This is a genomic window from Sphingomonas lenta, assembly GCF_002288825.1.
Lineage (GTDB): Bacteria > Pseudomonadota > Alphaproteobacteria > Sphingomonadales > Sphingomonadaceae > Sphingomonas > Sphingomonas lenta.
On the sequence record NZ_NSLI01000004.1, the window covers coordinates 20861 to 41714 of the forward strand.

A 20854-nucleotide genomic window follows, 5' to 3' on the forward strand; every position below is an offset into this window, starting at 1 on the left:
ATGCGAGAGAAAGGCTTTCCGTACGCATGCTGTCCCAGGTTATCGGAAAGCCGTGACCGCACCCACGCTGACCACCGCGCGCCTGACGCTGCGGCCCCATCGCCCGTCCGACCTGGACGAGATGGTGGAGATGATCACCGATCCCGCCTTCACCGCGCAGATCGGCGCTCCGCCCGCCACGCGCGAGGAGGTCTGGCATCGCCTGCTCCGCTACGTCGCGCACTGGCCGGTGATGGGCTTCGGCCACTGGGTCGTACGCGAGACCGCGTCGGGCGCGTATCTGGGCGAGGTCGGCTTGATGGAGTCGCGCCGCGCGACCTCGCCCGCCTTCGAGGGCACGCCGGAGGCGGCCTGGGGCTTCCTGCCGCGGGTGCACGGTCAGGGCTATGCGGCGGAGGCGTGCGCGGCGATGCTAGGCTGGGCGGACGGGCGGGGGATCGAACGCACCGTGTGCATCATCTCGCCCGGCAACGCGCCGTCGATCCGCTTGGCCGAACGGCTCGGATATTCTTCCGCCGGCGAGGTCCGCTACCGCGACGCGCCCATTCTGTTCTTCGAACGTCGCCGTTGAAACGAAACGGGCATGAGTTCGCCGACGAAAAAACCCGGCTGGCCTAAGCCAGCCGGGTGAAAGGGAGGAATGTCGAACAACATCCCTCGGGTCGCAACGGCTTTATAGCACCGGATCGGTCCGTCCGCGCGTGCGAATACTTACAACTGGAGGGCCGGCCCAAGTAAAGCCGTTAACGAACCGCTCGCGCACCGCCCGCGCGCGCGGCGGTTCCGAGCAGCTCCTCGACGCGGAAGACCAGCTCCTCGGGATCGAAGGGCTTGCGCATATAGTCGTTTGCGCCTTCCCACATCGCCAGCGTCTCGTCCTTGTCGCTCTGGCGGCCCGTCAGCATCAGCACGGGCGTGTCCGCGAGCTCGCCCGACTTGCGCATCTCGCGCAAGACCAGCAGCCCCGACAGTTCGGGCATGTTGCAGTCCAGGATCACGAGGTCGGGCCGCCGCGCGCGTATCACCTGCAGCGCCTGCGCGCCCGTGGGCAGCACGCCCACGCCGTGGCCCGCGCCCATCAGCGCGTCGCGGACCAGCTCCGCCACGATCTCGTCGTCCTCCGCCACGATGATGCGCGCCACCTGCCTACCTCCACCTGCGTCTGAAATCCGGGCGATGAGGCCTCCGCGTTAACCCTAATTTGGTTAAGACGCGGTAAGCCCGGCGGCGACCCGAGCCGAAAGCACGCCGCCCTTGCTCCCTCTCCTTGCCCGATCGATACGCCCGCGCCCGTCCGGCCGCGTCCTGATCGGCGCGTTGGTCGCCGCGACGCTCGCGATCCACCTGCTGCTGGCCTATGTCCTCGATCGCGAGTTCGACCACGGCGTACGCGCGGCCGAGGAGGCGGAGCGTTCGCACCAGGTGCGCGCCGCGCTGATGGACGTGCTGTCCGTGCACCGCGACGTCGAGACCGGGCAACGCGGCTATCTCCTGACCGGCGACCCCGAATTCCTCCAACCATATCGGGAGGCGCGCGGGGTCGCGGAGGGAACGCTCCGCACCCTGGACGGCAGGCTGGAGCGGGGATCGCCGCTCGCGTCGGGCGTGGCGCGGCTGCGCGAACTCTCGCGCGCCAAACTCGACTTCGCCGACCGCACGGTCGCGCTGAAGGCGGCGGGGCGTCCCGCCCGGGCGCGCGCCGCCGTGGCGTCCGGCCGCGGCAAGGCGCTGATGGACGCGATCCGCGCCCAAGTCGCGGCCATGGACCGGTTGGAGCGCGCGCGCTTGGCCGACCGCACCGCGGAGGAGTTCAGGGCCCATGAGCGCACGCGCACGCTGTCGTTCCTGCTGCTCGCGGGCATGGCCGCGATGCTCACCGCGGCGGCGGTGGCGATCGCGCGCGCCTGGGACCAGCGCCGCCGCCTCCACACGCGCCTGCGCGACGCCGCCGCGCGCCAGCAGGCGATCCTGGACAGCACCACGGACGCGATCATCTCGCTCAATCCCAGCGGCAGCATCGAGAGCCTCAACCGCGCCGCGCGCGCCATGTTCGGCTATCGTGAGGACGAGCTGCTCCGCCGCGACGTGTCCGTCCTGTTCGAGATCGCGCCGGAAAGGGGCCGGGCCATGTCGTTCGCCGATCGGTTGGGCCTCGGGGAGGCGGGCGGCGGCCGCACGATCGACATCACCGGCCGGCGCAGCGACGGCGCGGCCGTGCCGACGGAAGTCGCAGTAAGTCCCATGGCGCTGCCGTCGGGCGTGCACGCGGTCGCCGTGGTCCGCGACGCCACCGAGCGCCACCGCGTCGACCGCCTGAAGCGCGAGTTCATCTCCACCGTCAGCCACGAGCTCAGGACGCCGCTCACCTCCATCGCGGGCTCGCTCGGCCTGCTCGCGGGCGGGGCGGCGGGGCCGCTGCCGCCCCGCGCGGACCGGCTCGTCGCCATCGCCCACGCCAACAGCGAGCGGCTGGTGCGGCTCGTCAACGACATTCTCGACATCGAGAAGATCGAGGCGGGCGAAGCGCAATTCGACATGCGCCCCGTACCGCTCGCCGACCTGCTCGGCCGCACCGTGGAGGCGAACGGGGGCTATGCCCAGGGCTTCGGCGTGCGACTCGAGCTCGCGCCCGTGGACGACGCCGCGCACGTGCTCGGCGATCCCGACCGGCTCACCCAGGTGTTCACCAACCTCCTCTCCAACGCGGTCAAGTTCTCGCCCGCGGGCGGCGTCGTGATCGTCATGGCCAGCGCGCTCGACGGCTGCTGGCGCGTCAGCGTCAGCGACCAGGGTCCCGGCATCCCGGAAGCCTTCCAGCCGCGCCTGTTCGACAAGTTCACCCAGGCCGACGGTTCCGACACGCGCGCCAAGGGCGGTAGCGGGCTCGGCCTCTCCATCGTGCGCGAGATCGTGGCGCGGCACGGCGGGCGCGTGTCCTTCGACACCGCGGAGGGCCACGGCACGACCTTCCACGTCGACCTGCCGCGCGCCGACGAGCCCGCGCGCCCCGCCGCCTCGGCCGCCCCGCTGCCCCGCGTCCTCCACGTCGAGGACGACGTCGACATGACGCGCGTCGTCGCCTCCGCACTGGAGGGCCGCGCCGCGCTGACGCCCGCCCACTCGCTCCGCCGCGCGCGCGAGCTGGTCGCGGCCGAGCGCTTCGACCTCGTAATCCTCGACATCGGCCTCGCTGACGGGTCGGGCCTCGACCTGCTCGACGCGTGCGGGAGGAGCGCGCCCGTGATCGTCTTCACCGCGCAGGAGGCCGGCGCGGAGCTCGCGCACCGGGCGCGCGTCGTGCTCGTGAAGTCCCGCGCGTCGATCGGGCGGCTGGTCGCCGCCGTCGACGACGCGCTCGGGCTGCCCAAGGAGGCCGCATGACCGCCCGCATCCTCTACGTCGACGACGAGGACGACATCCGCGAGATCGCCGCCATGGCGCTCGAGCTCGACCCCGGTTTCCTGGTGCGCGACTGCGGTTCCGGCCGCGCCGCCGTGTCGCTCGCCGCCGAGTGGAAGCCCGACCTCATCCTCTTGGACGTGATGATGCCGGAGATGGACGGCCCCGCCACGCTCGCCGCGCTGCGCGCGCAGGCCGAGACGGCGGACACGCCGGTCGCCTTCATCACCGCGCGCGCGGGCCGCGACGACGCGGAGCGGCTGGCCGGACTCGGCGCGTGCGGCATCATCGCCAAGCCGTTCGACCCCATGACCTTGGCCGCGCAGGTGAGAGCGCTGTTGTGATCGCCGACAGGCTCCGGCCGCTTCGCGTCCGCTTCGTCGAGCGTTCGGCGCGCGAGTGCGACGGGATCGACGCGGCGCTCGACGCCGACGCGCCCGACCTGGCGGCGGCGGGCGGGCTCGCACACCGTATCGCCGGCGCGGGCGGCACGCTCGGCTGGCCCGACGTCAGCGCAGTCGCCATCCGGCTGGAGGACGCGTGCGACGCCCGCGACCCCGCCGCGGCGCGCACCGCGGCGGCTGAGCTGAGGCGGCTCGTGGGCTCGCTCGCCCCCTAGCTCGCAGGTTCAGTTCTTCGATCTTCCGCCCTATAGACGGCGCCGTGCTTCCGGCCCTCCTCCTAGCCGCCGCGTCCATGACGCTGATCGTAGGCGTGCGGTACCTCCTCGTTTCCGGCGGCTTCGCCTGGCTGACGAGCGCGCGGCATCCCGGCCTCTATGCCGGGCTCGACCGGCAGATGCGCCGCGAGATCGGCTGGAGCCTCGCATCCGCTGCGATCTACGGCGTACCCGCGGGCGTCGTCATGTGGGGCTGGCGGACCCAGGGCTGGACCAGGATCTACACGGACCTCGACGCCTACCCGCTCTGGTGGCTGCCCATGTCGGTGTTCCTGTACCTCTTCGCGCACGACAGCTGGTTCTACTGGACGCATCGCTGGATGCACCGGCCAGGTCCCTTCAGGCTCGCCCACGCCGTCCACCACCGGAGCCGCCCGCCCACCGCCTGGGCCGCCATGGCCTTTCACCCCCTCGAGGCGCTCACGGGCGCTGTGGTGATTCCGACACTGGTGTTCCTGATTCCGATCCACTGGGGGGCGCTGGGTTTCGTTTTAACCGTGATGACGGTTATGGGTGTCACCAACCACATGGGGTGGGAGGTGTTTCCCCAGTGGATGTGGCGCGGCCGGCTGGGGGGCTGGCTCATCACCGCGTCGCACCACCAGAGGCACCATGAGCGGTACGGGTGCAATTATGGGCTCTATTTCCGGTTCTGGGATCGGTTGTGCGGCACGGACGAGGGCGTGGGCGACTTCGCGCGCGAGCATGCGCGTGCTGGCGCTAGGGGCGGTCGCGTGGACGCTGGGGGGCGCGACGCCGGTCGGGCGGCTTGACGTCGAGGTCTCCGGCCTACGCTCCGACAAGGGCGTGGTCCGCGTCTGCGTCACCGCCGACAGCCAGAGCTTCCCCAAATGCCACGGCGACATCCGCGCGGTGAAGCGCAACGTGCCCGCGAACACGCGCACGCTGACGCTCGAGGGCCTGCCGCCGGGCGCCTACGCCGCCGCGGTGATGCACGACGAGAACGGCAACAAGCGCCTCGACACCTTCGCGGGCGTGCCCACCGAAGGCTTCGGCTTCTCGCGCAACCCCGCCATCCGCTTCGGCCCGCCGCGCTTCGACGCCGCGCGCTTCGCGGTGACCGGTGAGGCGAACAAGCAACAGGTCCGGCTCCGCTACATGCTCTGACCGGCGGAACGCCGGCGTCGGAAGTCGTTCGCGCAAAGACGCGAAGGGACAAGGAAGAGGAAATCCGTTCGCGCCTTCGCGTGAACGGCCGCCCTAAACCGCCGACAGCGCCCCCGTAGCCACCACCGGCCCCGTCGGCGAGCCCGTGGGCGACCCGCCCGGCGGCTCCACCGAGACCGCCAGTACCACGCCCGCCGCCAGCCGCCCGCGCGCCTCGGGCCTGACCGTCAGCCGATTGCCCGTGCCTAGCACGCCCAGCGAGCGCGGCACGCCGTCGCCGGCGATCGTCCACAGCTCCGCCGCGCGACCTGCGGGGACGTCCACCGCCGACGCCAGCGTCAGCGTGCCCGTCGCCCGGTCGAACACCGCCGCGAGCGGCGCGTCGAGCGTTCCGCCCGCGTCCGGCGTCGGGTCGAGCGCGGCGACCAACGGCGCGGGCGCGGCCGGTGCGGGACGGGGCGGAGCCGGCGGCGCGGCGCGCTCCGGCTGGAGCAGCAGCGCGGCGAGCAGGCCCGCCGCCGCCAGCGACGCCCCGCCCGCGACCGCGCGCCACAAGCGGACCGCGCGGCCGGCGTCGTCGTTCGCCGCCCCGCCCGGCAGCGCGCCCAAGATCCGCTCCTCCAGTCCCGGGTCGGGCTCCACCTCACCGAACTCGGCGAACCAGACCGCGAAATGCTCGCGCCACCGCTCCACCTCGCGTGCGAAGCCCGGATCGGCGACGAGCAGCCGCAGCGCTTGCGCACGCTCCGGCCCGTCCAGCACGCCCAGCGCGAACTCGCCGGCGAGGACCGAGCGCTCCTCAGGCGTCATCGCGCAGGCAGTCGCGAAGGCGCAGGAGCCCGCGCCGTATCCAGCTCTTCATCGTGCCCAACGGCACGCCGCGCCGGTCGGCGAGCTCGGCATAGGTCACCCCGCCGAAAAAGGCGGTGCGGATCGTCTCGCGCTGCGGGGGCTCCAGCTGGTCCAGGCAGAGGTGCAGCCGGCGCCCTTCTTCCGCGTCGAGCATGCCCGCCGCCGCGTCGGGCCGCGCGTCGGCGACGTCCGCCGCCTCCTCCACGCCCGCCGCGGCGCGCACGGGGTTGGCGCGCCGCCAGTCGATCGCCCGGTTGCGCGCGATGGTGGCGAGCCAGGTGATCGGGCTCGCGCGCCCGGGCTCGTACCCGCCCGCGCGCCGCCAGATGATGAGGTACACGTCCTGCAGCACGTCTTCCGCGGCCTCCCTGGTGCCGCAGATACGGAGGCAGATGCCGAAAAGCTTCGCGCGGGTCAGGCGGTAGAGGCGTTGGAACGCCGCCCGGTCCTCGCCGCCCGTGGCGACGATCGCCTCGACCAACCGCGCGCGGGCGGCGTCGGGCGCGGTGGTGGAAGCTGGGGCGGACGCCATGCCCGACTACGCTAGCCGCCGTTTGAACGTGCGGCAACGGCGTTCGGCAAGTGCTTGTGACGTCATGCATCCTTTCCCGCAGCCGTTCGTATCTGTTTCTGTCCGCGGCCGAACGGCGCGCGGCTAGAGCGCCTCGTCGCGAAAGGGGAGTCCACCATGCCGGAAAGTGCCGATCTGATCGAAACGTTGGAGGCGCGCGCGAAGCGCCGCGACGAGCGCCGCGACTTTTTCAGGACGGTGCTGAAGGCCGCGGCCGTTACCGGATCCGGCGCGTCCGCGCTCTCCTTCTCGACCGGGGCGAACGCGCAGGCCGCGCCCACCGAGGTTGACGTGCTCAACTTCGCGCTCAACCTCGAATATCTTGAGGCGCAGTTCTACCTGTTCGCCTTCAACGGCACGGGCCTGCCCGCCAACCAGCTGACCGGCACGGGCACGCAGGGTGCGGTCCAGGGTGGACGCCAGGTGCCGTTCAGCAGCCCCGTCATCCGGCAATACGCCCGCGAGATCGCCGCCGACGAGGCCGCGCACGTGGCGTTCCTGCGCACGGCGCTGGGCGCGGCCGCGGTGGCGCAGCCCGCGATCGACATCCGCGGCGGCCCGGGCGGTCCGTTCGCCGCGGCGGCGACGGCGGCGGGCGTGCCGAACGGCGCGAACTTCGATCCGTACGCGGACGACATCAGCTTCCTGCTCGGCGCGTTCATCTTCGAGGACGTGGGCGTCACGGCTTATAAGGGCGGTTCGCCGCTCATCACCAACAAGACCTTCCTGCAGGCCGCGGCGGGCATCCTGGCCGTGGAGGCGTACCATTCCGCGATCATCCGGACCACGCTCTATCAGCTGGGCGTGCAGACGCCGTCGCTGGGAACGATCGAGAACAGCGAGCGCATCTCCAACGCGCGCGACTCGCTCGACGGCGCCGACGACCGCGACCAGGGCGTGGCGCCCCGCACCACGACGCTGGGCGACACGTCCAACATCGTGCCCGTCAACGCCGACGGCCAGGCCTTCTCCCGCACGCCGGGCCAGGTGCTCAACATCGTGTACCTGAACCGCGCCGCGGCGACCGCCGGCGGCTTCTTCCCGAACGGCGTGAACGGCAACATCCGCGCCAGCGCGGCCAACTGATCAGGGTGGAGAGAGAAATGATCGATCAAGACGCCATCTCCGCCGTGCTTCAGGCCGGCGCGCACCGGCGCGAGGAGCGCCGCCGTTTCCTCCGCATCGCCGGCGGCGCCGCCGCCATGGCGGGCGGCATGACCCTGCTGTCGTCGTGCGGCGACGACGACGACGGGCCCGCCATCACGCTTCAGCCGACGCCGACCGGCACGCCCAGCCCCACCGCGGCGGCGCCGCCGTCGGAGGCGGACGTGTTCAACTTCGCGCTGCAGCTCGAATATCTCGAATCGAACTTCTACCTCTTCGCCACCTCCGGCCAGGGCCTGCCCGCCAACCTCCGCACGGGGACGGGCACGCAGGGCGACGCGGTCGGCGGCCGCCAGGCGAACTTCACCGACCCGGTGGTGCGCCAATACGCCCGCGAGCTCGCCGAGGACGAGCTGCTGCACGTCCAGTTCATCCGCCGGACCTTGGGGTCGGCGGTGGCGGCGCAGCCCGCGATCAACATCGGCGGCGACGCGAACGGCGCCTTCACCGCCGCGGCGCGCTCGGCGGGCGTGGTGGGGGCTACGGGCGTGTTCGACCCCTACGCCACCGACGAGAACTTCCTGCTCGCGGCCTTCCTGCTCGCGGAGGTGGGCGTGAACGCGTATATGGGCGGCGTGCAGTTCCTCAACACGCCCGCCTTTATCGAGGCGGCGGCGGGCATCCACGCGGTCGAAGGCTACCACAGCGGCCTGATCCGCACCGCGCTCGTCACCAAGGGCATCCAGACGCCTGCGCTCAACGTGTTCCAGAACGCCCAGCGCATCTCGGACGCGCGCGACACGCTGGACGGCACGGCGAACACCGGCCTCCTGAACCAGGGCGGCGACCGCGACCAGGGGCTCGGCACCCCCGACAACCTCAACCTCGTCAACGCCGACGCCAACGCGATCGCCTTCGTGCGCTCGCCCAGCCAGGTGCTCAACATCGCCTATCTGGCGGCCGGCCCGAACATCGCGGGCGGCGGCTTCTTCCCCAACGGGGTGAACGGCAACATCCGCTCCACCACCGCGACGGGCTGACCCCTCTCCCTCGGGTCGCTACGAGGGCGGGCCGTCCTTTCCGACAGGGGAGGGCGGCCCTTTTCTTTTGCGCGCCGCCCGCGAAGCGCGTATCGCTCGCCCATCCCCGGGGGAGCGCCGTTCCGCGCTTGAGAGGAGGGCAGGAGCCCTCGACCCGCTGAACCTGATCCGGCTCATACCGGCGTAGGGAGGGAGAGGCGGGCCGCCCGTACTCCCTCCAGCAAGAGGAGAGTGACCATGGCCGACATCCCCGCCCGCACCGAGATCGGCGTCACGACGGGCCCGATCCGCGGCTCCAAGAAGGTGCATGTCGGTCCCCACCGCGTCGCCATGCGCGAGATCCACCTCGAGCCCGGCTCCGGCGAACCGCCGCTCCGGGTCTACGACACGTCCGGCCCCTATACCGACCCCGACGCGCGCATCGACATCATGGCCGGCCTGCCGCCCATGCGCCGCGGGTGGATCGAGGGCCGCGGCGACGTGGAGGCGTACGATGCCCGCGAGGTCCGCCCGGAGGACAACGGCCAGCTAGGCCCCGACCGTTCCGGCGGCGTGCGTCCGTTCCCCAACGTCAACCGCCGCCCACTGCGCGCCCGCGCCGGCGGCAACGTCACCCAGATGCACTACGCCCGCCGCGGCATCATCACGCCCGAGATGGAGTATGTCGCCGCCCGCGAGAACCTCGGCCGCGAGCAGGCCATGGAAGCGGCGCAGGGCGGGAACTCCTGGGGCGCCGCCATCCCGCCCATCGTCACCCCCGAGTTCGTCCGCGACGAGGTCGCCCGCGGCCGCGCGATCATCCCCAACAACATCAATCACCCCGAATCTGAGCCGATGGCGATCGGCCGCAACTTCCTGGTCAAGATCAACGCCAATATCGGCAACTCGGCGGTCGCCTCGAACGTCGCGTCGGAGGTCGACAAGCTCGTCTGGGCGATCCGCTGGGGCGCGGACACCGTCATGGACCTGTCTACCGGCCGCAACATCCACGACACGCGCGAGTGGATCATCCGGAACTCGCCCGTGCCGATCGGCACCGTCCCCATCTACCAGGCGCTGGAGAAGGTCGGCGGCGTGGCCGAGGACCTGACCTGGGAGGTGTTCCGCGACACGCTCATCGAGCAAGCCGAGCAGGGCGTCGACTATTTCACCATCCACGCCGGCGTGCGCCTCCCCTATGTCCCCCTCACCGCCAAGCGCGTCACGGGCATCGTCAGCCGCGGCGGCTCCATCATGGCGAAATGGTGCCTGGCGCACCACCGCGAGAGCTTCCTCTACGAGCGCTTCGACGAGATCACGGAGATCATGAAGGCGTATGACATTGCATATTCGCTAGGTGACGGTCTCCGCCCCGGCTCGATCGCCGACGCCAACGACGAGGCGCAGTTCGCGGAGCTCTACACGCTGGGCGAGCTCACCAAGCGCGCCTTGGCCCGGGACGTCCAGGTCATGATTGAGGGCCCCGGCCACGTGCCCATGCACCTCATTAAGGAGAACATGGACAAGCAGCTGGAGGCCTGCGGCGAGGCGCCCTTCTACACGCTCGGGCCGCTCACCACCGACATCGCGCCCGGCTACGACCACATCACCAGCGGCATCGGCGCGGCCATGATCGGCTGGTACGGCACGGCGATGCTCTGCTACGTCACGCCCAAGGAGCATCTGGGCCTGCCCGACCGCGACGACGTGAAGACGGGCGTCGTCACCTACAAGCTCGCTGCCCACGCCGCCGACCTCGCTAAGGGCCACCCCGCCGCGCGCCTGCGCGACGACGCATTGAGCCGCGCCCGCTTCGAGTTCCGCTGGCGCGACCAGTTCAACCTGTCGCTCGACCCCGACACGGCCGAGGCGTACCACGACCAGACGCTCCCCGCGGAAGGCGCCAAGACCGCGCATTTCTGCTCCATGTGCGGCCCGAAGTTCTGCTCCATGAAGATCACGCAGGAGGTCCGCGACTTCGCCGCGAAGCAGAACGCGCCGGCGGACACGTTCCTCGCCGCCAAAGAGGTAGAGCGAGGGATGGGTGAGATGGCGGAGCGGTTTAGGGAAAAGGGCGGGGAAGTTTACCTGCCGGCAGCGGAGTGATGGAACAACAGCGAGAAAAATCCATTGTATCTTAGGAAACGCCGCACTACGTAATCCGCCATACTCGCTGACAGCGTGCTGTCAGTTCAAGGGCCGCCAGGCGTAAGCCTGTGCGGCCCTTGCCGTATCCGGAGATGTAAATGCGGGTTTGGGTGTATGTGGATGGTTTCAATCTGTACTACCGCGCTCTCCGCAAAGGCCCGCACAAGTGGGTTGATCTTCAGGCACTTAGTCGTGAGCTGTTAGATGAGGCCGATGAGATACTCGGCATCCGATATTTCACGGCTCGAATCAGCCCACGGGCCGGAGATCCGGAGTCGCCGCGTCGTCAGCAGCTCTACCTCAGCGCACTCGGCACAGTCCCAGATTTGCACATCCACTATGGGCGCTTCATGGCAAGGACAAAGTGGCGACCAGTCGCTCACCCACTTTGGTCGCCCCACGTAAAAATTGAGGTGAATGATACCGAGGAGAAGGGGTCGGACGTTAACTTAGCTACCCATCTGCTGAACGACGCGTGGCATGATCGCTTTGATGCGGCACTTGTCTACTCACAAGATACGGATCTCGAGGAGTCACTTCGGATCGTCTCACAAGAGCTGCAAAAAGCCGTAGGTTTGGTCTGTCTAGACGGCCGCGAGCCGAACCGCCGCTTGGCTCGATGGGCTTCCTTTGTGCGTCATGTTACGCCGGCTCGTCTCGCCAAAGCGCAGTTTCCTGACACTGTCATAGGTGCCACAGGCAAGCAGATCACGAAGCCAAACGGATGGAAGTAGCCCTCGTAGAACTCGCTTGCATTGTTGGAGCGAATGGCATTTAAGAGTGGCGATCGTCGTCCAGTTAATCACAAAACCGCGTTACCGGCTGGGATACGATCGACAATGAGAGCAAACATGCTCCCACTTGCCGAGTCGAAACCGAAGGTAGTCCGTCACCGAGACAGCCTTCGGCCAACTGCATACGATACGCATGCCAGTTCTCCTGCAGTCCGGGGTGAGAGCCCCGGGCTCTGGGACACCCCATGCGCCCCAGTTGCTTGAACGCAGGGGTCAGCAGGAAAAAGTGACGACGACCGCCGATTCCCGGCTACTTAGAACCTTTGAAAGTGTCAAGCACTCTCACCCGACCATTGCTAAGAAGGCAGTGGTCAATCCGATACAGATTATAATGCGAGAGCACCTCCGGCCCCTGCGCCTTATCTGATCAGCGCACGCGGTATATCAGTCAGCGCTTGCCGGTGATCTGCCCGACCACCAACCCGTCAGATCCTGCTTGAGCAGTTTGGGCTGCTGATGCTCGAGAGTGAATCCCGCATACCTTATTTCCGCAGCCACTTGGACCCGACATCCGGCAGCCGCTGCTTGCCATCTTTCGGCGCATCCCAGGGATTCACGCTGGCCCAACGCTTGACCAGCAGCATCGCACCCTCGGGATCCAAGTGTAAGCCCTGAGCCGCTGCATGACGGAAGGCGCGCGCCGCCTTCGCTTTCCAAGGCTGGTCACTTCGCGCGGTGGTGTAACCCGTGTAAGGCGACTTCTTGCGGCTCCGGCTCACGGCTAGCGTCCATGCGGCGCTGCGCAGGCCTGCACAGCCGGTCAGGATAGCAGGACCGGATAGCTTCGGCTACGTCGTCCCCATGCGCATCCTCCCCTACACCGACGCCCTCGCGCCTGCGTTCCGCGCCATCAACGAGGCGTGGATCCGCGACATGTTCGTGCTGGAGGACCATGACCGCCACGTCCTCTCCCACCCGCGCGAGGCGATCGTCGATCGGGGCGGGGTGATCCTGTTCGTCGCCGACGACGCGGGCCAGGTGATCGGCACGGGCGCGCTGATGCCGACCGAGCCGGGCGTGGTCGAGCTCACCAAAATGGGCGTCACCGCCCAAGCCCGCGGGACCGGGGCGGGGGCGGCGCTGCTCGCCGCGCTGATCGAGCAGGCGCGGGCGCTGCCCGGCATCCGCACGCTCTACCTGCTCACCAGCCGCAAGTGCGAGGCGGCGATCCACCTCTACGAGCGCGCCGGCTTCGTCCACGACGCCGACATCATGGCCCGTTACGGCGGCGCTTACGCCCGCTGCGACGTCGCGATGCGCTATGCTCTCGACCAGCCAGGCGCGTGAACCGGCTCGCCCACGTCGCGCTCCTCGTCCGCGACTATGACGAGGCGCTCGCCTATTATGTCGGCCGCCTCGGCTTCACGCTCGTCGAGGACACGGCCCAGCCGGAACAGAACAAGCGTTGAGTCACGATCCGCCCGCCGAGTGCTGCGCCCGACGCGACCACCATCCTCCTCGCCCGCGCCGCCAAGCCCGAGCAGGCGCGCTTCGTCGGCGACCAGGCGGGCGGGCGCGTGTTCCTGTTCCTCGCCACCGACGACTTCGCGCGCGACCATGCGCGGCTGACGGAGGCCGGCGTCGAGTGGGTGCGTCCACCCGCCACGCACGGTTACGGCACGGTGGCCGTGTTCCGCGACCTGTACGGAAATTTGTGGGACCTGGTGGAGTTCGCCTAGACCTTCAGCTCCCCTTCCTCCTCGCCGTCCCAATAGTGCGCGCGCACCGCGTGGACCTTGATCAGCGTCAGCCCCGGCGTGTCGATCCCATCCGGGAAGTAGCGCTCCACGTCCTTCGTCCAGTGCCGCTCGAAACGCGAGGTGTCGCGGATCAGCTCCGCTTCGCCCTCGACCGTCACGAAGAAGGGCCGCTGCCCGATCAGGCCCGCCTTGCCCTGGTACGCCAGGCCCACATGCGCGTCGGCCTCGATGTCGCGGACGGTGCGCGCGTCGCCGCTCGAGAAGAAATAGGCGTCGAGGTCGCCTTCCACCTGCGCGTTGTTGCTCATCGGTCGCCCGGCGATCGCGCCGCCCTCCGTGCGGGTCGACAAGGTGCAGTAGTCGATCGCGCGCAGCTTCTCCGACAATTCGGCCAGCGTCTTGGTCATGCGGGGCTCCCGTGGTTGCACGGCGCCAACGCATCAACCGGTTCCCGCGCTCCGCAGGGGCGCCGGCCGACAGATCGGCTTCGCTCAGCCGTTGCCGAGCGCCGGCATGATCCACGCCGCGCTCATCGCCAGGATCGCGAGGAGCAAGCCCACGATCAGCACGTATCGCACCCCGTGCCCTCGGGTGCCGCCGCTCGCCTCGTCCTCGTTGAGCCGCCACTCGTCGCCGTGCCGTTGCATGACCCCTCTCCTGGGTTGCCCGCTCGGACGGCAGTATAGCACCGATCCGGCCCGAACGGCAGGGCTGGCGCGCCGCACGCGAGAAATTGCTTTCCTACAACGTTCGACCTATGTTCCATCATGGTCCATGAATGATCCGACCCACGCCCCGTCCGCCGTCCGCGCCCAGTGGACCCCCGCCAAGCAGCGCATTTTCCTCGCCGCCCTCCTCGAAACCGGCAGCGTTTCGCGCGCGGCGCGGGCGGCGGGGATGTCGCGGTCGAGCGCGCACCGCCTACGCACGCGCCTCGCCGGCACGACCTTCGACCGGCTCTGGGATCAGGCGCTCGCCGTCCACGCGCAGCGCATGGCCGACCCGTTCGCCGCGCAAGCGGAAGACGGCGCGTCCCCGGCGCGACCGCGCGGCCCGAGCGGCGCGCCGGCGGCGCGGCCGTGATGCGCGTCCGTCGCGCCGGAGGCGCGGCCGCGACGCGTACCTGGCGCGCCGCCGTCGCCTACCTGGCGCGTCGCGGGCGCTTCACGGGCGCTTCGCCGCCGCCGAGCGCCCGGAAAGTTTCACGCGACAACCGCCGTCAACATCTTGGGGGCCGTCGACAACGCCGGCCGCGTGCCGCGTCAGAGCGCGTTCGCGACCTGGTTCTCCACCCGGGCGTCGTCGCTGTCGTCGGCCTTCTCCGCGGCCTCCTCGCCCATCTCGCTGACGTTCTCGGCGCGGTCCTCCAGCGCGTCCTCGACCTGTTCGTTGCCCGCGGCGTCCGCCTGGGCTTCGAGCTGGTCGGCGCGGTTCTCGGTCATCGCCTCGATATTCTCCGCCGCCTTGTCGTCGGCGTTCTGCCCGCACGCCGCCAGCGCCAGCAAGCCCGCCGCGCCCAGGCCCTTGATCACGAACTTCATCGTCAACCCCTGTCTCCGTTTCGGTCGCGTCTCAATCGCCGAGCCCGCGCGCCGGTTCCCGCCGGTGGCGACTCGCCGGGCGGCCCGGTAGCCTGCGCCCATGCCCTTCCGAGTCGCGCCGCGTCCGCTCTACGTCATGATCAAGCCGCCCCCGCCGCTCGCCGACCACCTGCACGCCGCGTTCGGCCCGACCCGCCGCCCGGACCTCCTGCACATGACGATGCGCCCGCTCGGCGACCGCGCGGCCTTCGCCGGGTCCGAGCTCGACCGGCTCCGGCGCCTGCTCGATCGCTTCCGGGCGCCCCCATTCCGCGTCGCGCTGGATCGCCTCGGCGGCGACGGCGAGCGGCTGGTGCTCCACGGCAGCGAGCCGATCCGCGGCGTGCTCCGCTTCCAGCGCGCGCTCGCGCGGCTGCTCGCCGCCCACGGCTTCGGCGGCCGCTACGCGTTCAGGCCGCACGTCACGCTCGCCTACGGACAAGCCCCGCGTCAGGCCCACGCCGTCGATGTGGTCAGTTGGACCGCGCACGACTACCTGCTCGTCGAGAGCGTCGTCGGCGAGGCCCGGCACGAGCTCCTCGGCCGCTGGCCACTCACCCCGTGACCGCGCGGCCCGTCGGACAGTCCTCCCGGAGCGGACAGCGCCCGCACTCGGGCGTGTCCCAGCGGCAGATCACCTGCCCCAACCGCTTGAGCAGCAGGTGGAACAGGAGGAACTCCTCGCCCGACCAGTTCGGCATCGCCGCCGTGACCGCCTCGCTCGCCGCCCGCGCGTCCGCTCCCGGACGCACGAAGCCGAGCCGGCCCAGCACGCGCAGGTCGTGCGTGTCGACGATCGCAACCGGCCGGTCGAGCGTGCTCGCGTTGAGCGTCGTCGCCGCGACCTTGCGACCCACGCCCGGCAGCCGCTCGAGCCAGGCGAGCGCGTCCGCCAGCGGCAGCTCGCGGAGGAAATCGAGGTCGAAGTCGGGCCGCTCGCGCCCGACCCGCCGGAGCGCGGCCCGGACATACGCCGCCTTGTCCTCGGCGAAGGTGACCTCCGCCACCGTCGCCGCGATCTCCCCGACCGGCGCGTCGGCGACCCGCCGCCAGTCCGGATACCGCGCGACCAGCGCGTCAAATGCCGCCCCCGACACCGCGTCGCGCGTCCGGGCGCTCAGAATCGACTTGACCAGCTGCCCGACCGGCGAGCGCCGCGGCCCCGTCGGGGGCGGGCCGAACGCCCGCACGAGCGCGTCGCGCCACCGCCGGAGGTCCGCCGCCGCGAAGTCGAACGCGCCCTGCATGCGGTCCGCCTTAGAACGGAGCGGAAACGTGCGCCACCGCCCGCCGGTTACGCGCCATGCCGCCGCCATGCTATGCGGCCCGCCAAGACCGATCGGGAGAACCGCCATGCTTCGCGCCGCCACGCCCCTCCTCGCGCTCGCGCTCGCCGCCTGCGCCGGTTCGCCGCCGCCCGTAACCGCCGGCGCGCCCGGCTTCGATCCCATCACCTTCTTCGAGGGCCGCACGCGCGGCGCGGGCGAGCTCAACATCGTCTTGAATCAGCCGCGCTCGCTCACCGTCGAGGGCACGGGCCGCCTGCGCCGCGACGGCACGCTGGTGCTCCGCCAGCGCGTCGAGGAGGAGGGCCGCCGGCCCCGTACCCGTCGCTGGGAGATCCGCCGCACCGGCCCGACCACCTATGCCGGTACGCTCACCGACGCGACGGGACCCGTGCGCGCGGAGGCGAGCGGCAATCGGCTGCGCATCCGCTATCCCAGCGGCGCGGGGCAGGTGGAGCAGTGGCTGACCTTGTCCCCCGACGGCCGCACCGCGCAGAACCGCCTGACGGTGAAGCGCTTCGGCGTCGTGGTCGCGCGCGTGGACGAGACGATCCGCAAATACGGATCCAGGCCGTCCGCCGCTCCTGCGGGGAACACGCCCTGACTCCTCATCGTTCCGCCGTCCTAACCATAAGAGGACAGCGCGCATGGTCGACCGCTTCAGCATCAAGGACGGCATGGAGGTGGTCGGCTCCGACGGCGCGCGCGTGGGGACCGTGCGCGACGTGGAGACGGGCCGCTTCATCCTTCACGACGAGACCGGCCACGCCCGCGACCGCGCGCTGATGCTGAGCCGCGTTGAGCGCGTGGAGGGGAACCGCGTCCACCTGACGGAGACCGCGTCCGTCGTGCTGGGCGGTTTCGCCGAGCGGCTGGCGGAGGCGACGGGCGACCCCGATCCCCACCATCCGCACTCCCCGCGCACGGCGAAGACGGCGCTCTACTGGGCGCTGGGCCTCTTCCTGCTCCTCGCCTCACTCGCGCTCGCCTATTGCCGCACGACCGATCGCGAAGAGGAGACGATCACCGCGCCCGCCCAGATCGAGCCCGGCCCCGTCTCGCCCGCCGCCGCCGGAGCGCCGCTCCCCGTCCAGCTGCCCAACGGTCGCCAGCTCCAGCTCGCGCCCGATTCGCTCGCGCTGCAGCTGCGCAACTATCTCGCGACGCCGGACGTCCAGGCCGGCCGCTCCTTCCAGTTCGAGCGCATCCACTTCGACACCGGCTCCGCGGAGGTCCTTGCCGCCGAGATCCCGGCGATCGCGTCGGTCGGCCAGGTGCTCCAGGCCTTCCCCAACGCCCGCGTCCGCGTGGTGGGCTTCGCCGACGCCCGCGGATCCGCCCCCGCCAACGCCGACCTAGGGCTGCAGCGCGCGGAGGCGGTCGCTGGCCTGCTGGCGGGCAATGGCGTGCCGCGCGACCGCATCGAAACGGCGTCGGGCGGCGAGGGCGCTCCCGCCGCGACCAACGCCACCGCGGCCGGCCAGGCGGAGAACCGTCGGACGGAGCTCGTCGTCACCGCGCTCTGAGAGAAACCTATGTGAATACCGTGCGTTAACGCCGGGACCCACTTAGCATCGGAGTGAAGCACATGGGCCTGTTCACCAAGGACATCCACACGCTCGACGACCTGTTCGTCCACACGCTGCAGGACATCTACTACGCCGAGAACCAGATCACCAAGGCGCTCCCCAAGATGATCGGGCTTGCCACCGACCCGCAGCTCAAGAGCGGGTTCGAGCAGCACCTCACCGAGACCGAAGGCCAGATCAAGCGCCTCGAGCGCGTGTTCGAAATGCACGGGGCCAAGAAGAAGGCGGTGACCTGCCCCGCCATCGACGGCATCATCAAGGAAGCAAACGAGCTCTCGGGCGACATCGACGACAAGCAGGTCCTCGACGCAGCGCTCCTCGCCTCGGCGCAGGCCGTCGAGCATTACGAGATTACCCGCTACGGCACGCTGATCGCCTGGGCCAAGCAGCTCGGCCGCGAGGACTGCGCCGCCGTGCTCGCCGAGAACCTCGCCGAGGAAAAGGCGACGGACGCCAAGCTGACGGCCATGGCCGAAGCCAAGGTCAATCAGCGCGCCGAGATGGCGACGGCGTAAGTAGCCGCCGGGTCGTCTCCGGGTCGCGCTGGCCGCCGAAGAAGCGGTCGAGCGCGGCCCGGAACGGGGCCGGGTCGTCCGCCGCCGCCTCGAACAGCGTCATCGACGACCGGAGCTTGATCGCGTCGATCGGTCCCAAGACGCTCTCCGCCGAGCCGGGCGCGGCGGCCACCGCCTCCGCCGCTTCCACCAGCCGCGGCCCCAGCACCGGGTGCTGCAGATACGCCCGCGCCTCGGCCAAGTCGGCGATCGCGTAGTGCCGCGCCGTCTCCGACCGCCCGAGCCCGGCGATCTGCGGAAAGACGAACCACATCCAGTGGCTCTCCTTCCGTCCGCACCGCAGCTCCGCGAGCGCCCGATCGTACACGCCCTCTTGCGCCCGGACGAACCGCTCCAAGCTCATGCGCGCAGCCGCTCGACCGCCCGCTCCCGCCCGATGAGCGGCAGGAGCGCCGCCATGTCCGGCCCCTCGGCTCGCCCCGTCAGCGCCAGCCTGAGCGGCAGGAACAGTGCGCGGCCCTTGCGCCCCGTCCGCTCCTTGAGCCGCCCGGTGAGCGCGTGCCAGGGGTCGTCGGCCCAGTCGATGGCGCCCGCCGCTTGCGCCGCCTCCGCCAGATAGCCGCGGTCCTCCTCCGGCACGCTCGCGTCTACCGGCCCTTCGATCACCCGCCACCACTCCGCCGCCTCGGCGACCGTGTGCAGGTTGGGTCGCACGGCGAGCCACTCCGCCTCGCCCATACCCGCTGGCAGCCGGTCGCGGACCCGCTCGAACGGCAGCTGGTGCACGATCCGGGCGTTCACCCCTTTCAGCTCCGCCTCGTCGAACCGCGCCGGCGCCCGCCCGAACCGCGCGAAGTCGAAGCCCGCGACCAGCGGCTCCGGCTCGACGAACGGCTCCACCGGGTCGCTCGTCCCCAACCGCGCCAGCAGCGCGCGCACCGCCTCCGGCTCGATCCCTTCCTCGCGGAAATGGTCGACGCCGAGCGACCCCAACCGTTTGGACAGCTTGCCTTCCGCCCCCGTCAACAGCGCCGAATGCGCGAAGTGGGGCGGCTCCGCGCCCATCGCCTCGAACATCTGCAGCTGCAGCGCAGTGTTGGACACATGATCCTCGCCGCGCACGACGTGGCTGACGCCCAAGTCGATGTCGTCCACCGCCGAGGGCAGCATGTACAACCACGACCCGTCCGCGCGCCGCACCACGGGATCGCTCATCGTCCTGGGGTCGAACGCCTTGTGGCCCTGCACCAGGTCGTCCCAGCCGATCGGGGCGTCGTGCGCGAGCTTGAACCGCCAGTGCGGCCTGACGCCCTCCGCCTCCAGCTTCGCCCGCTCCGCGTCGGTCAGCTTCAGCGCCGCGCGGTCGTACACCGGCGGCAGCCCGCGCCCGAGCTGGATCTTGCGCTTCAGCTCCAGCTCCTGCGCGGTCTCGTAGCACGGGTAGATGCGCCCCCGGCTGCGCAGCTCCTCGAACCGCGCCTCGTACAGCGCGAAGCGCTCCGACTGCCTGACCTCGCCGTCGGGCGTCAGCCCCAGCCAGTCGAGGTCCGCCCGAATCGCGTCCACGAACCGCTCCTCCGACCGCTCCGCGTCCGTGTCGTCGATGCGGAGCAGGAAGCGCCCACCTTCCTTGCGCGCCAGCAGCCAGTTGTGGAGCGCGGTGCGGATGTTGCCGACATGGAGCCGGCCGGTGGGCGAGGGGGCGAAGCGTGTGGTGACGGTCATCTCGGTCAAATCAGGACGGGGACGTTCTCGGCGCGGGCGGCGACGATCAGGTCGCCGTCGCGGGTGGCCAGCGACGCACGCAACCGGATCGCGAGTTCCAGATAGGCGGCGTCGTAGATCGTGAGCCCGTGCAGGTCCGCCAGCCGCGACGCCTCCGTCCAGGCGAAGTCGCCCGTGTCGGTTCGGACGGTCACCGCCAAGTCGCGTATCTGACGCGCCGCCGCGTCGCGGCCTAGTCGGTCGAGCCGTCCGCGTCGTTCAGCCACATGGAGCATGTTCATGACCTCCAACGGCCAGTGCGCGGGAGCGATCAACGGCTTGTGCGACAGGGCGTCCGTGACCCGCTCGGACAATGCAGGCTCGTCGGCCAGCGCCAGCGGTCCGACGATTGAACAATCGACCACCAACACGAGGGTCAGGGCCGCCCTTCGTTGATCCACTCGCGGATTTCCTCGGGCGTGGCTGCAGGAAATCCCCTGGCGCGCAGCTCCTCGCGTAACCGCGCCATGTTCGCCAGAACGGCGCGCCGCCGCGCGACGACATCCTCCTGCGGCTCCTCCGGCGCGACCAGCCGCGCGACCGTGCGGCCGTGGCGCGTGATGACCACCTCCTCGCCCGCCTCTGCGGCGGCGACATATTCGGAGAGCCGGTCCTTGAACTCGGCGATGGGCACGTGGCGCACGGCGCATTCCTTTCTGGCCAGAAAATTAGCCGGAATACCGTAGCCCCGCAACCTTCATCGGTTGCGTGCCGCAACTGCCGGGC

At 70.4% G+C, this 20854-nt stretch carries 27 protein-coding genes, 1 pseudogene and 1 riboswitch; of the genes and pseudogenes, 17 read left to right on the forward strand and 11 right to left on the reverse strand.

The features are described 5' to 3' along the window. Nucleotides 1-52: 52 nt before the first annotated feature. Nucleotides 53-571 carry a GNAT family N-acetyltransferase gene (locus CKY28_RS12250; protein WP_245841828.1) on the forward strand — a complete coding sequence of 173 codons (519 nt, stop codon included), beginning with the start codon at nucleotides 53-55 and terminating at the stop codon, nucleotides 569-571. Nucleotides 572-743: 172 nt separating this feature from the next. On the opposite strand, the gene CKY28_RS12255 is transcribed toward CKY28_RS12250, so the two are convergent. Then, nucleotides 744-1142, reverse strand: a complete 399-nt coding sequence (locus CKY28_RS12255; RefSeq protein WP_095998673.1) for a response regulator transcription factor — start codon at nucleotides 1140-1142, stop codon at nucleotides 744-746. A gap of 112 nt (nucleotides 1143-1254) precedes the next feature. On the opposite strand from CKY28_RS12255, the gene CKY28_RS12260 reads away from it, so the two are divergent. From CKY28_RS12260 to CKY28_RS12280, 5 genes are all read left to right on the forward strand, one after another. Beyond that, nucleotides 1255-3381 (forward strand): CHASE3 domain-containing protein, encoded by a 2127-nt coding sequence (locus tag CKY28_RS12260; RefSeq protein WP_141243925.1) that lies wholly within the window; start codon nucleotides 1255-1257, stop codon nucleotides 3379-3381. Then, nucleotides 3378-3743, forward strand: coding sequence for a response regulator (locus CKY28_RS12265; protein WP_095998675.1), 366 nt, complete (start codon nucleotides 3378-3380; stop codon nucleotides 3741-3743). The genes CKY28_RS12260 and CKY28_RS12265 overlap by 4 nt, the downstream gene beginning before the upstream one ends. Then, nucleotides 3740-4018 carry an Hpt domain-containing protein gene (locus tag CKY28_RS12270; protein ID WP_176473076.1) on the forward strand — a complete coding sequence of 93 codons (279 nt, stop codon included), beginning with the start codon at nucleotides 3740-3742 and terminating at the stop codon, nucleotides 4016-4018. Before CKY28_RS12265 ends, CKY28_RS12270 begins: the two co-directional genes overlap by 4 nt. A gap of 77 nt (nucleotides 4019-4095) precedes the next feature. Further along, nucleotides 4096-4851: a sterol desaturase family protein gene (locus CKY28_RS12275; RefSeq protein ID WP_176473119.1), complete on the forward strand. Its 756-nt coding sequence runs from the start codon at nucleotides 4096-4098 to the stop codon at nucleotides 4849-4851. After that, a complete protein-coding gene (locus CKY28_RS12280) occupies nucleotides 4784-5206 on the forward strand; it encodes a DUF2141 domain-containing protein (protein ID WP_095999207.1) in 423 nt (140 codons plus the stop codon). The genes CKY28_RS12275 and CKY28_RS12280 overlap by 68 nt, the downstream gene beginning before the upstream one ends. Before the next feature lie 93 nt (nucleotides 5207-5299). On the opposite strand, the gene CKY28_RS12285 is transcribed toward CKY28_RS12280, so the two are convergent. Together CKY28_RS12285 and CKY28_RS12290 are read right to left on the reverse strand one after the other, a co-directional pair. Then, nucleotides 5300-6016: an anti-sigma factor gene (locus CKY28_RS12285; RefSeq protein WP_095998678.1), complete on the reverse strand. Its 717-nt coding sequence runs from the start codon at nucleotides 6014-6016 to the stop codon at nucleotides 5300-5302. Then, the gene (locus CKY28_RS12290; protein ID WP_095998679.1) at nucleotides 6006-6590 is read right to left on the reverse strand and encodes a sigma-70 family RNA polymerase sigma factor; all 585 of its coding nucleotides are present in this window, start codon (nucleotides 6588-6590) and stop codon (nucleotides 6006-6008) included. Before CKY28_RS12290 ends, CKY28_RS12285 begins: the two co-directional genes overlap by 11 nt. 156 nt (nucleotides 6591-6746) lie before the next feature. On the opposite strand from CKY28_RS12290, the gene CKY28_RS12295 reads away from it, so the two are divergent. From CKY28_RS12295 to CKY28_RS12320, 6 genes and pseudogenes are all read left to right on the forward strand, one after another. Continuing rightward, on the forward strand, nucleotides 6747-7715 hold the full coding sequence (locus tag CKY28_RS12295; protein WP_095998680.1) for a ferritin-like domain-containing protein: 969 nt from the start codon (nucleotides 6747-6749) through the stop codon (nucleotides 7713-7715). Nucleotides 7716-7732: 17 nt separating this feature from the next. Further along, a complete protein-coding gene (locus CKY28_RS12300; RefSeq protein WP_095998681.1) occupies nucleotides 7733-8773 on the forward strand; it encodes a ferritin-like domain-containing protein in 1041 nt (346 codons plus the stop codon). 103 nt (nucleotides 8774-8876) lie between these two features. Then, a riboswitch (TPP riboswitch) is annotated at nucleotides 8877-8967 on the forward strand. Between the two features lie 43 nt (nucleotides 8968-9010). Next, a complete protein-coding gene (thiC, locus tag CKY28_RS12305) occupies nucleotides 9011-10858 on the forward strand; it encodes a phosphomethylpyrimidine synthase ThiC (RefSeq protein WP_095998682.1) in 1848 nt (615 codons plus the stop codon). Nucleotides 10859-10998: 140 nt separating this feature from the next. Then, complete coding sequence (locus tag CKY28_RS12310; protein ID WP_095998683.1) at nucleotides 10999-11634, forward strand: NYN domain-containing protein; 636 nt, start codon at nucleotides 10999-11001, stop codon at nucleotides 11632-11634. 861 nt (nucleotides 11635-12495) lie between these two features. Further along, nucleotides 12496-12981, forward strand: a complete 486-nt coding sequence (locus CKY28_RS12315; RefSeq protein WP_095998684.1) for a GNAT family N-acetyltransferase — start codon at nucleotides 12496-12498, stop codon at nucleotides 12979-12981. Beyond that, nucleotides 12978-13373: pseudogene (locus CKY28_RS12320) on the forward strand (VOC family protein). The gene CKY28_RS12315 and the pseudogene CKY28_RS12320 overlap by 4 nt, the downstream one beginning before the upstream one ends. Here CKY28_RS12320 and CKY28_RS12325 read toward each other — a convergent pair. Together CKY28_RS12325 and CKY28_RS18720 are read right to left on the reverse strand one after the other, a co-directional pair. Then, nucleotides 13370-13801, reverse strand: coding sequence for a pyridoxamine 5'-phosphate oxidase family protein (locus CKY28_RS12325; RefSeq protein WP_095998685.1), 432 nt, complete (start codon nucleotides 13799-13801; stop codon nucleotides 13370-13372). The pseudogene CKY28_RS12320 and the gene CKY28_RS12325 sit on opposite strands and share 4 nt — an antisense overlap. A gap of 84 nt (nucleotides 13802-13885) precedes the next feature. Beyond that, nucleotides 13886-14041: a hypothetical protein gene (locus tag CKY28_RS18720; RefSeq protein WP_176473077.1), complete on the reverse strand. Its 156-nt coding sequence runs from the start codon at nucleotides 14039-14041 to the stop codon at nucleotides 13886-13888. Nucleotides 14042-14168: 127 nt separating this feature from the next. On the opposite strand from CKY28_RS18720, the gene CKY28_RS12330 reads away from it, so the two are divergent. Beyond that, nucleotides 14169-14477, forward strand: coding sequence for a terminase small subunit (locus tag CKY28_RS12330; protein WP_245841829.1), 309 nt, complete (start codon nucleotides 14169-14171; stop codon nucleotides 14475-14477). A gap of 179 nt (nucleotides 14478-14656) precedes the next feature. Here CKY28_RS12330 and CKY28_RS12335 read toward each other — a convergent pair whose 3' ends face one another. Beyond that, nucleotides 14657-14935 (reverse strand): hypothetical protein, encoded by a 279-nt coding sequence (locus tag CKY28_RS12335; RefSeq protein WP_095998686.1) that lies wholly within the window; start codon nucleotides 14933-14935, stop codon nucleotides 14657-14659. A 100-nt stretch (nucleotides 14936-15035) separates the two neighbouring features. Here CKY28_RS12335 and CKY28_RS12340 point away from each other — a divergent pair, with 100 nt between their 5' ends. Further along, on the forward strand, nucleotides 15036-15539 hold the full coding sequence (locus CKY28_RS12340) for a 2'-5' RNA ligase family protein (protein WP_095998687.1): 504 nt from the start codon (nucleotides 15036-15038) through the stop codon (nucleotides 15537-15539). Here CKY28_RS12340 and CKY28_RS12345 read toward each other — a convergent pair. After that, complete coding sequence (locus CKY28_RS12345; RefSeq protein WP_176473078.1) at nucleotides 15529-16221, reverse strand: endonuclease III domain-containing protein; 693 nt, start codon at nucleotides 16219-16221, stop codon at nucleotides 15529-15531. The genes CKY28_RS12340 and CKY28_RS12345 overlap by 11 nt on opposite strands. Nucleotides 16222-16327: 106 nt before the next feature. Between CKY28_RS12345 and CKY28_RS18305 the strand changes: the two genes are divergently transcribed. The 3 genes from CKY28_RS18305 (at nucleotide 16328) to CKY28_RS12360 (ending at nucleotide 18364) form a co-directional block, all read left to right on the forward strand. Next, the gene (locus CKY28_RS18305) at nucleotides 16328-16864 is read left to right on the forward strand and encodes a DUF3833 family protein (RefSeq protein WP_176473079.1); all 537 of its coding nucleotides are present in this window, start codon (nucleotides 16328-16330) and stop codon (nucleotides 16862-16864) included. A gap of 43 nt (nucleotides 16865-16907) precedes the next feature. Continuing rightward, nucleotides 16908-17786, forward strand: a complete 879-nt coding sequence (locus CKY28_RS12355) for an OmpA family protein (RefSeq protein WP_095998690.1) — start codon at nucleotides 16908-16910, stop codon at nucleotides 17784-17786. Nucleotides 17787-17848: 62 nt separating this feature from the next. Then, on the forward strand, nucleotides 17849-18364 hold the full coding sequence (locus CKY28_RS12360) for a YciE/YciF ferroxidase family protein (RefSeq protein WP_095998691.1): 516 nt from the start codon (nucleotides 17849-17851) through the stop codon (nucleotides 18362-18364). Here the strand turns inward: CKY28_RS12360 and CKY28_RS12365 are convergent. Genes CKY28_RS12365 through CKY28_RS12380 form a run of 4 tightly spaced genes read right to left on the reverse strand, consistent with a single transcriptional unit; the run spans nucleotide 18333 to nucleotide 20771 of the window. Next, nucleotides 18333-18767: a DUF1810 domain-containing protein gene (locus CKY28_RS12365; RefSeq protein ID WP_095998692.1), complete on the reverse strand. Its 435-nt coding sequence runs from the start codon at nucleotides 18765-18767 to the stop codon at nucleotides 18333-18335. The two genes, CKY28_RS12360 and CKY28_RS12365, sit on opposite strands and share 32 nt — an antisense overlap. Continuing rightward, complete coding sequence (gene gltX, locus CKY28_RS12370) at nucleotides 18764-20089, reverse strand: glutamate--tRNA ligase (protein WP_095999208.1); 1326 nt, start codon at nucleotides 20087-20089, stop codon at nucleotides 18764-18766. The genes CKY28_RS12365 and gltX overlap by 4 nt, the downstream gene beginning before the upstream one ends. A gap of 5 nt (nucleotides 20090-20094) precedes the next feature. Next, nucleotides 20095-20529: a type II toxin-antitoxin system VapC family toxin gene (locus tag CKY28_RS12375; RefSeq protein ID WP_176473080.1), complete on the reverse strand. Its 435-nt coding sequence runs from the start codon at nucleotides 20527-20529 to the stop codon at nucleotides 20095-20097. After that, on the reverse strand, nucleotides 20505-20771 hold the full coding sequence (locus tag CKY28_RS12380) for a type II toxin-antitoxin system Phd/YefM family antitoxin (RefSeq protein ID WP_095998694.1): 267 nt from the start codon (nucleotides 20769-20771) through the stop codon (nucleotides 20505-20507). The genes CKY28_RS12375 and CKY28_RS12380 overlap by 25 nt, the downstream gene beginning before the upstream one ends. Nucleotides 20772-20854 lie beyond the last annotated feature (83 nt).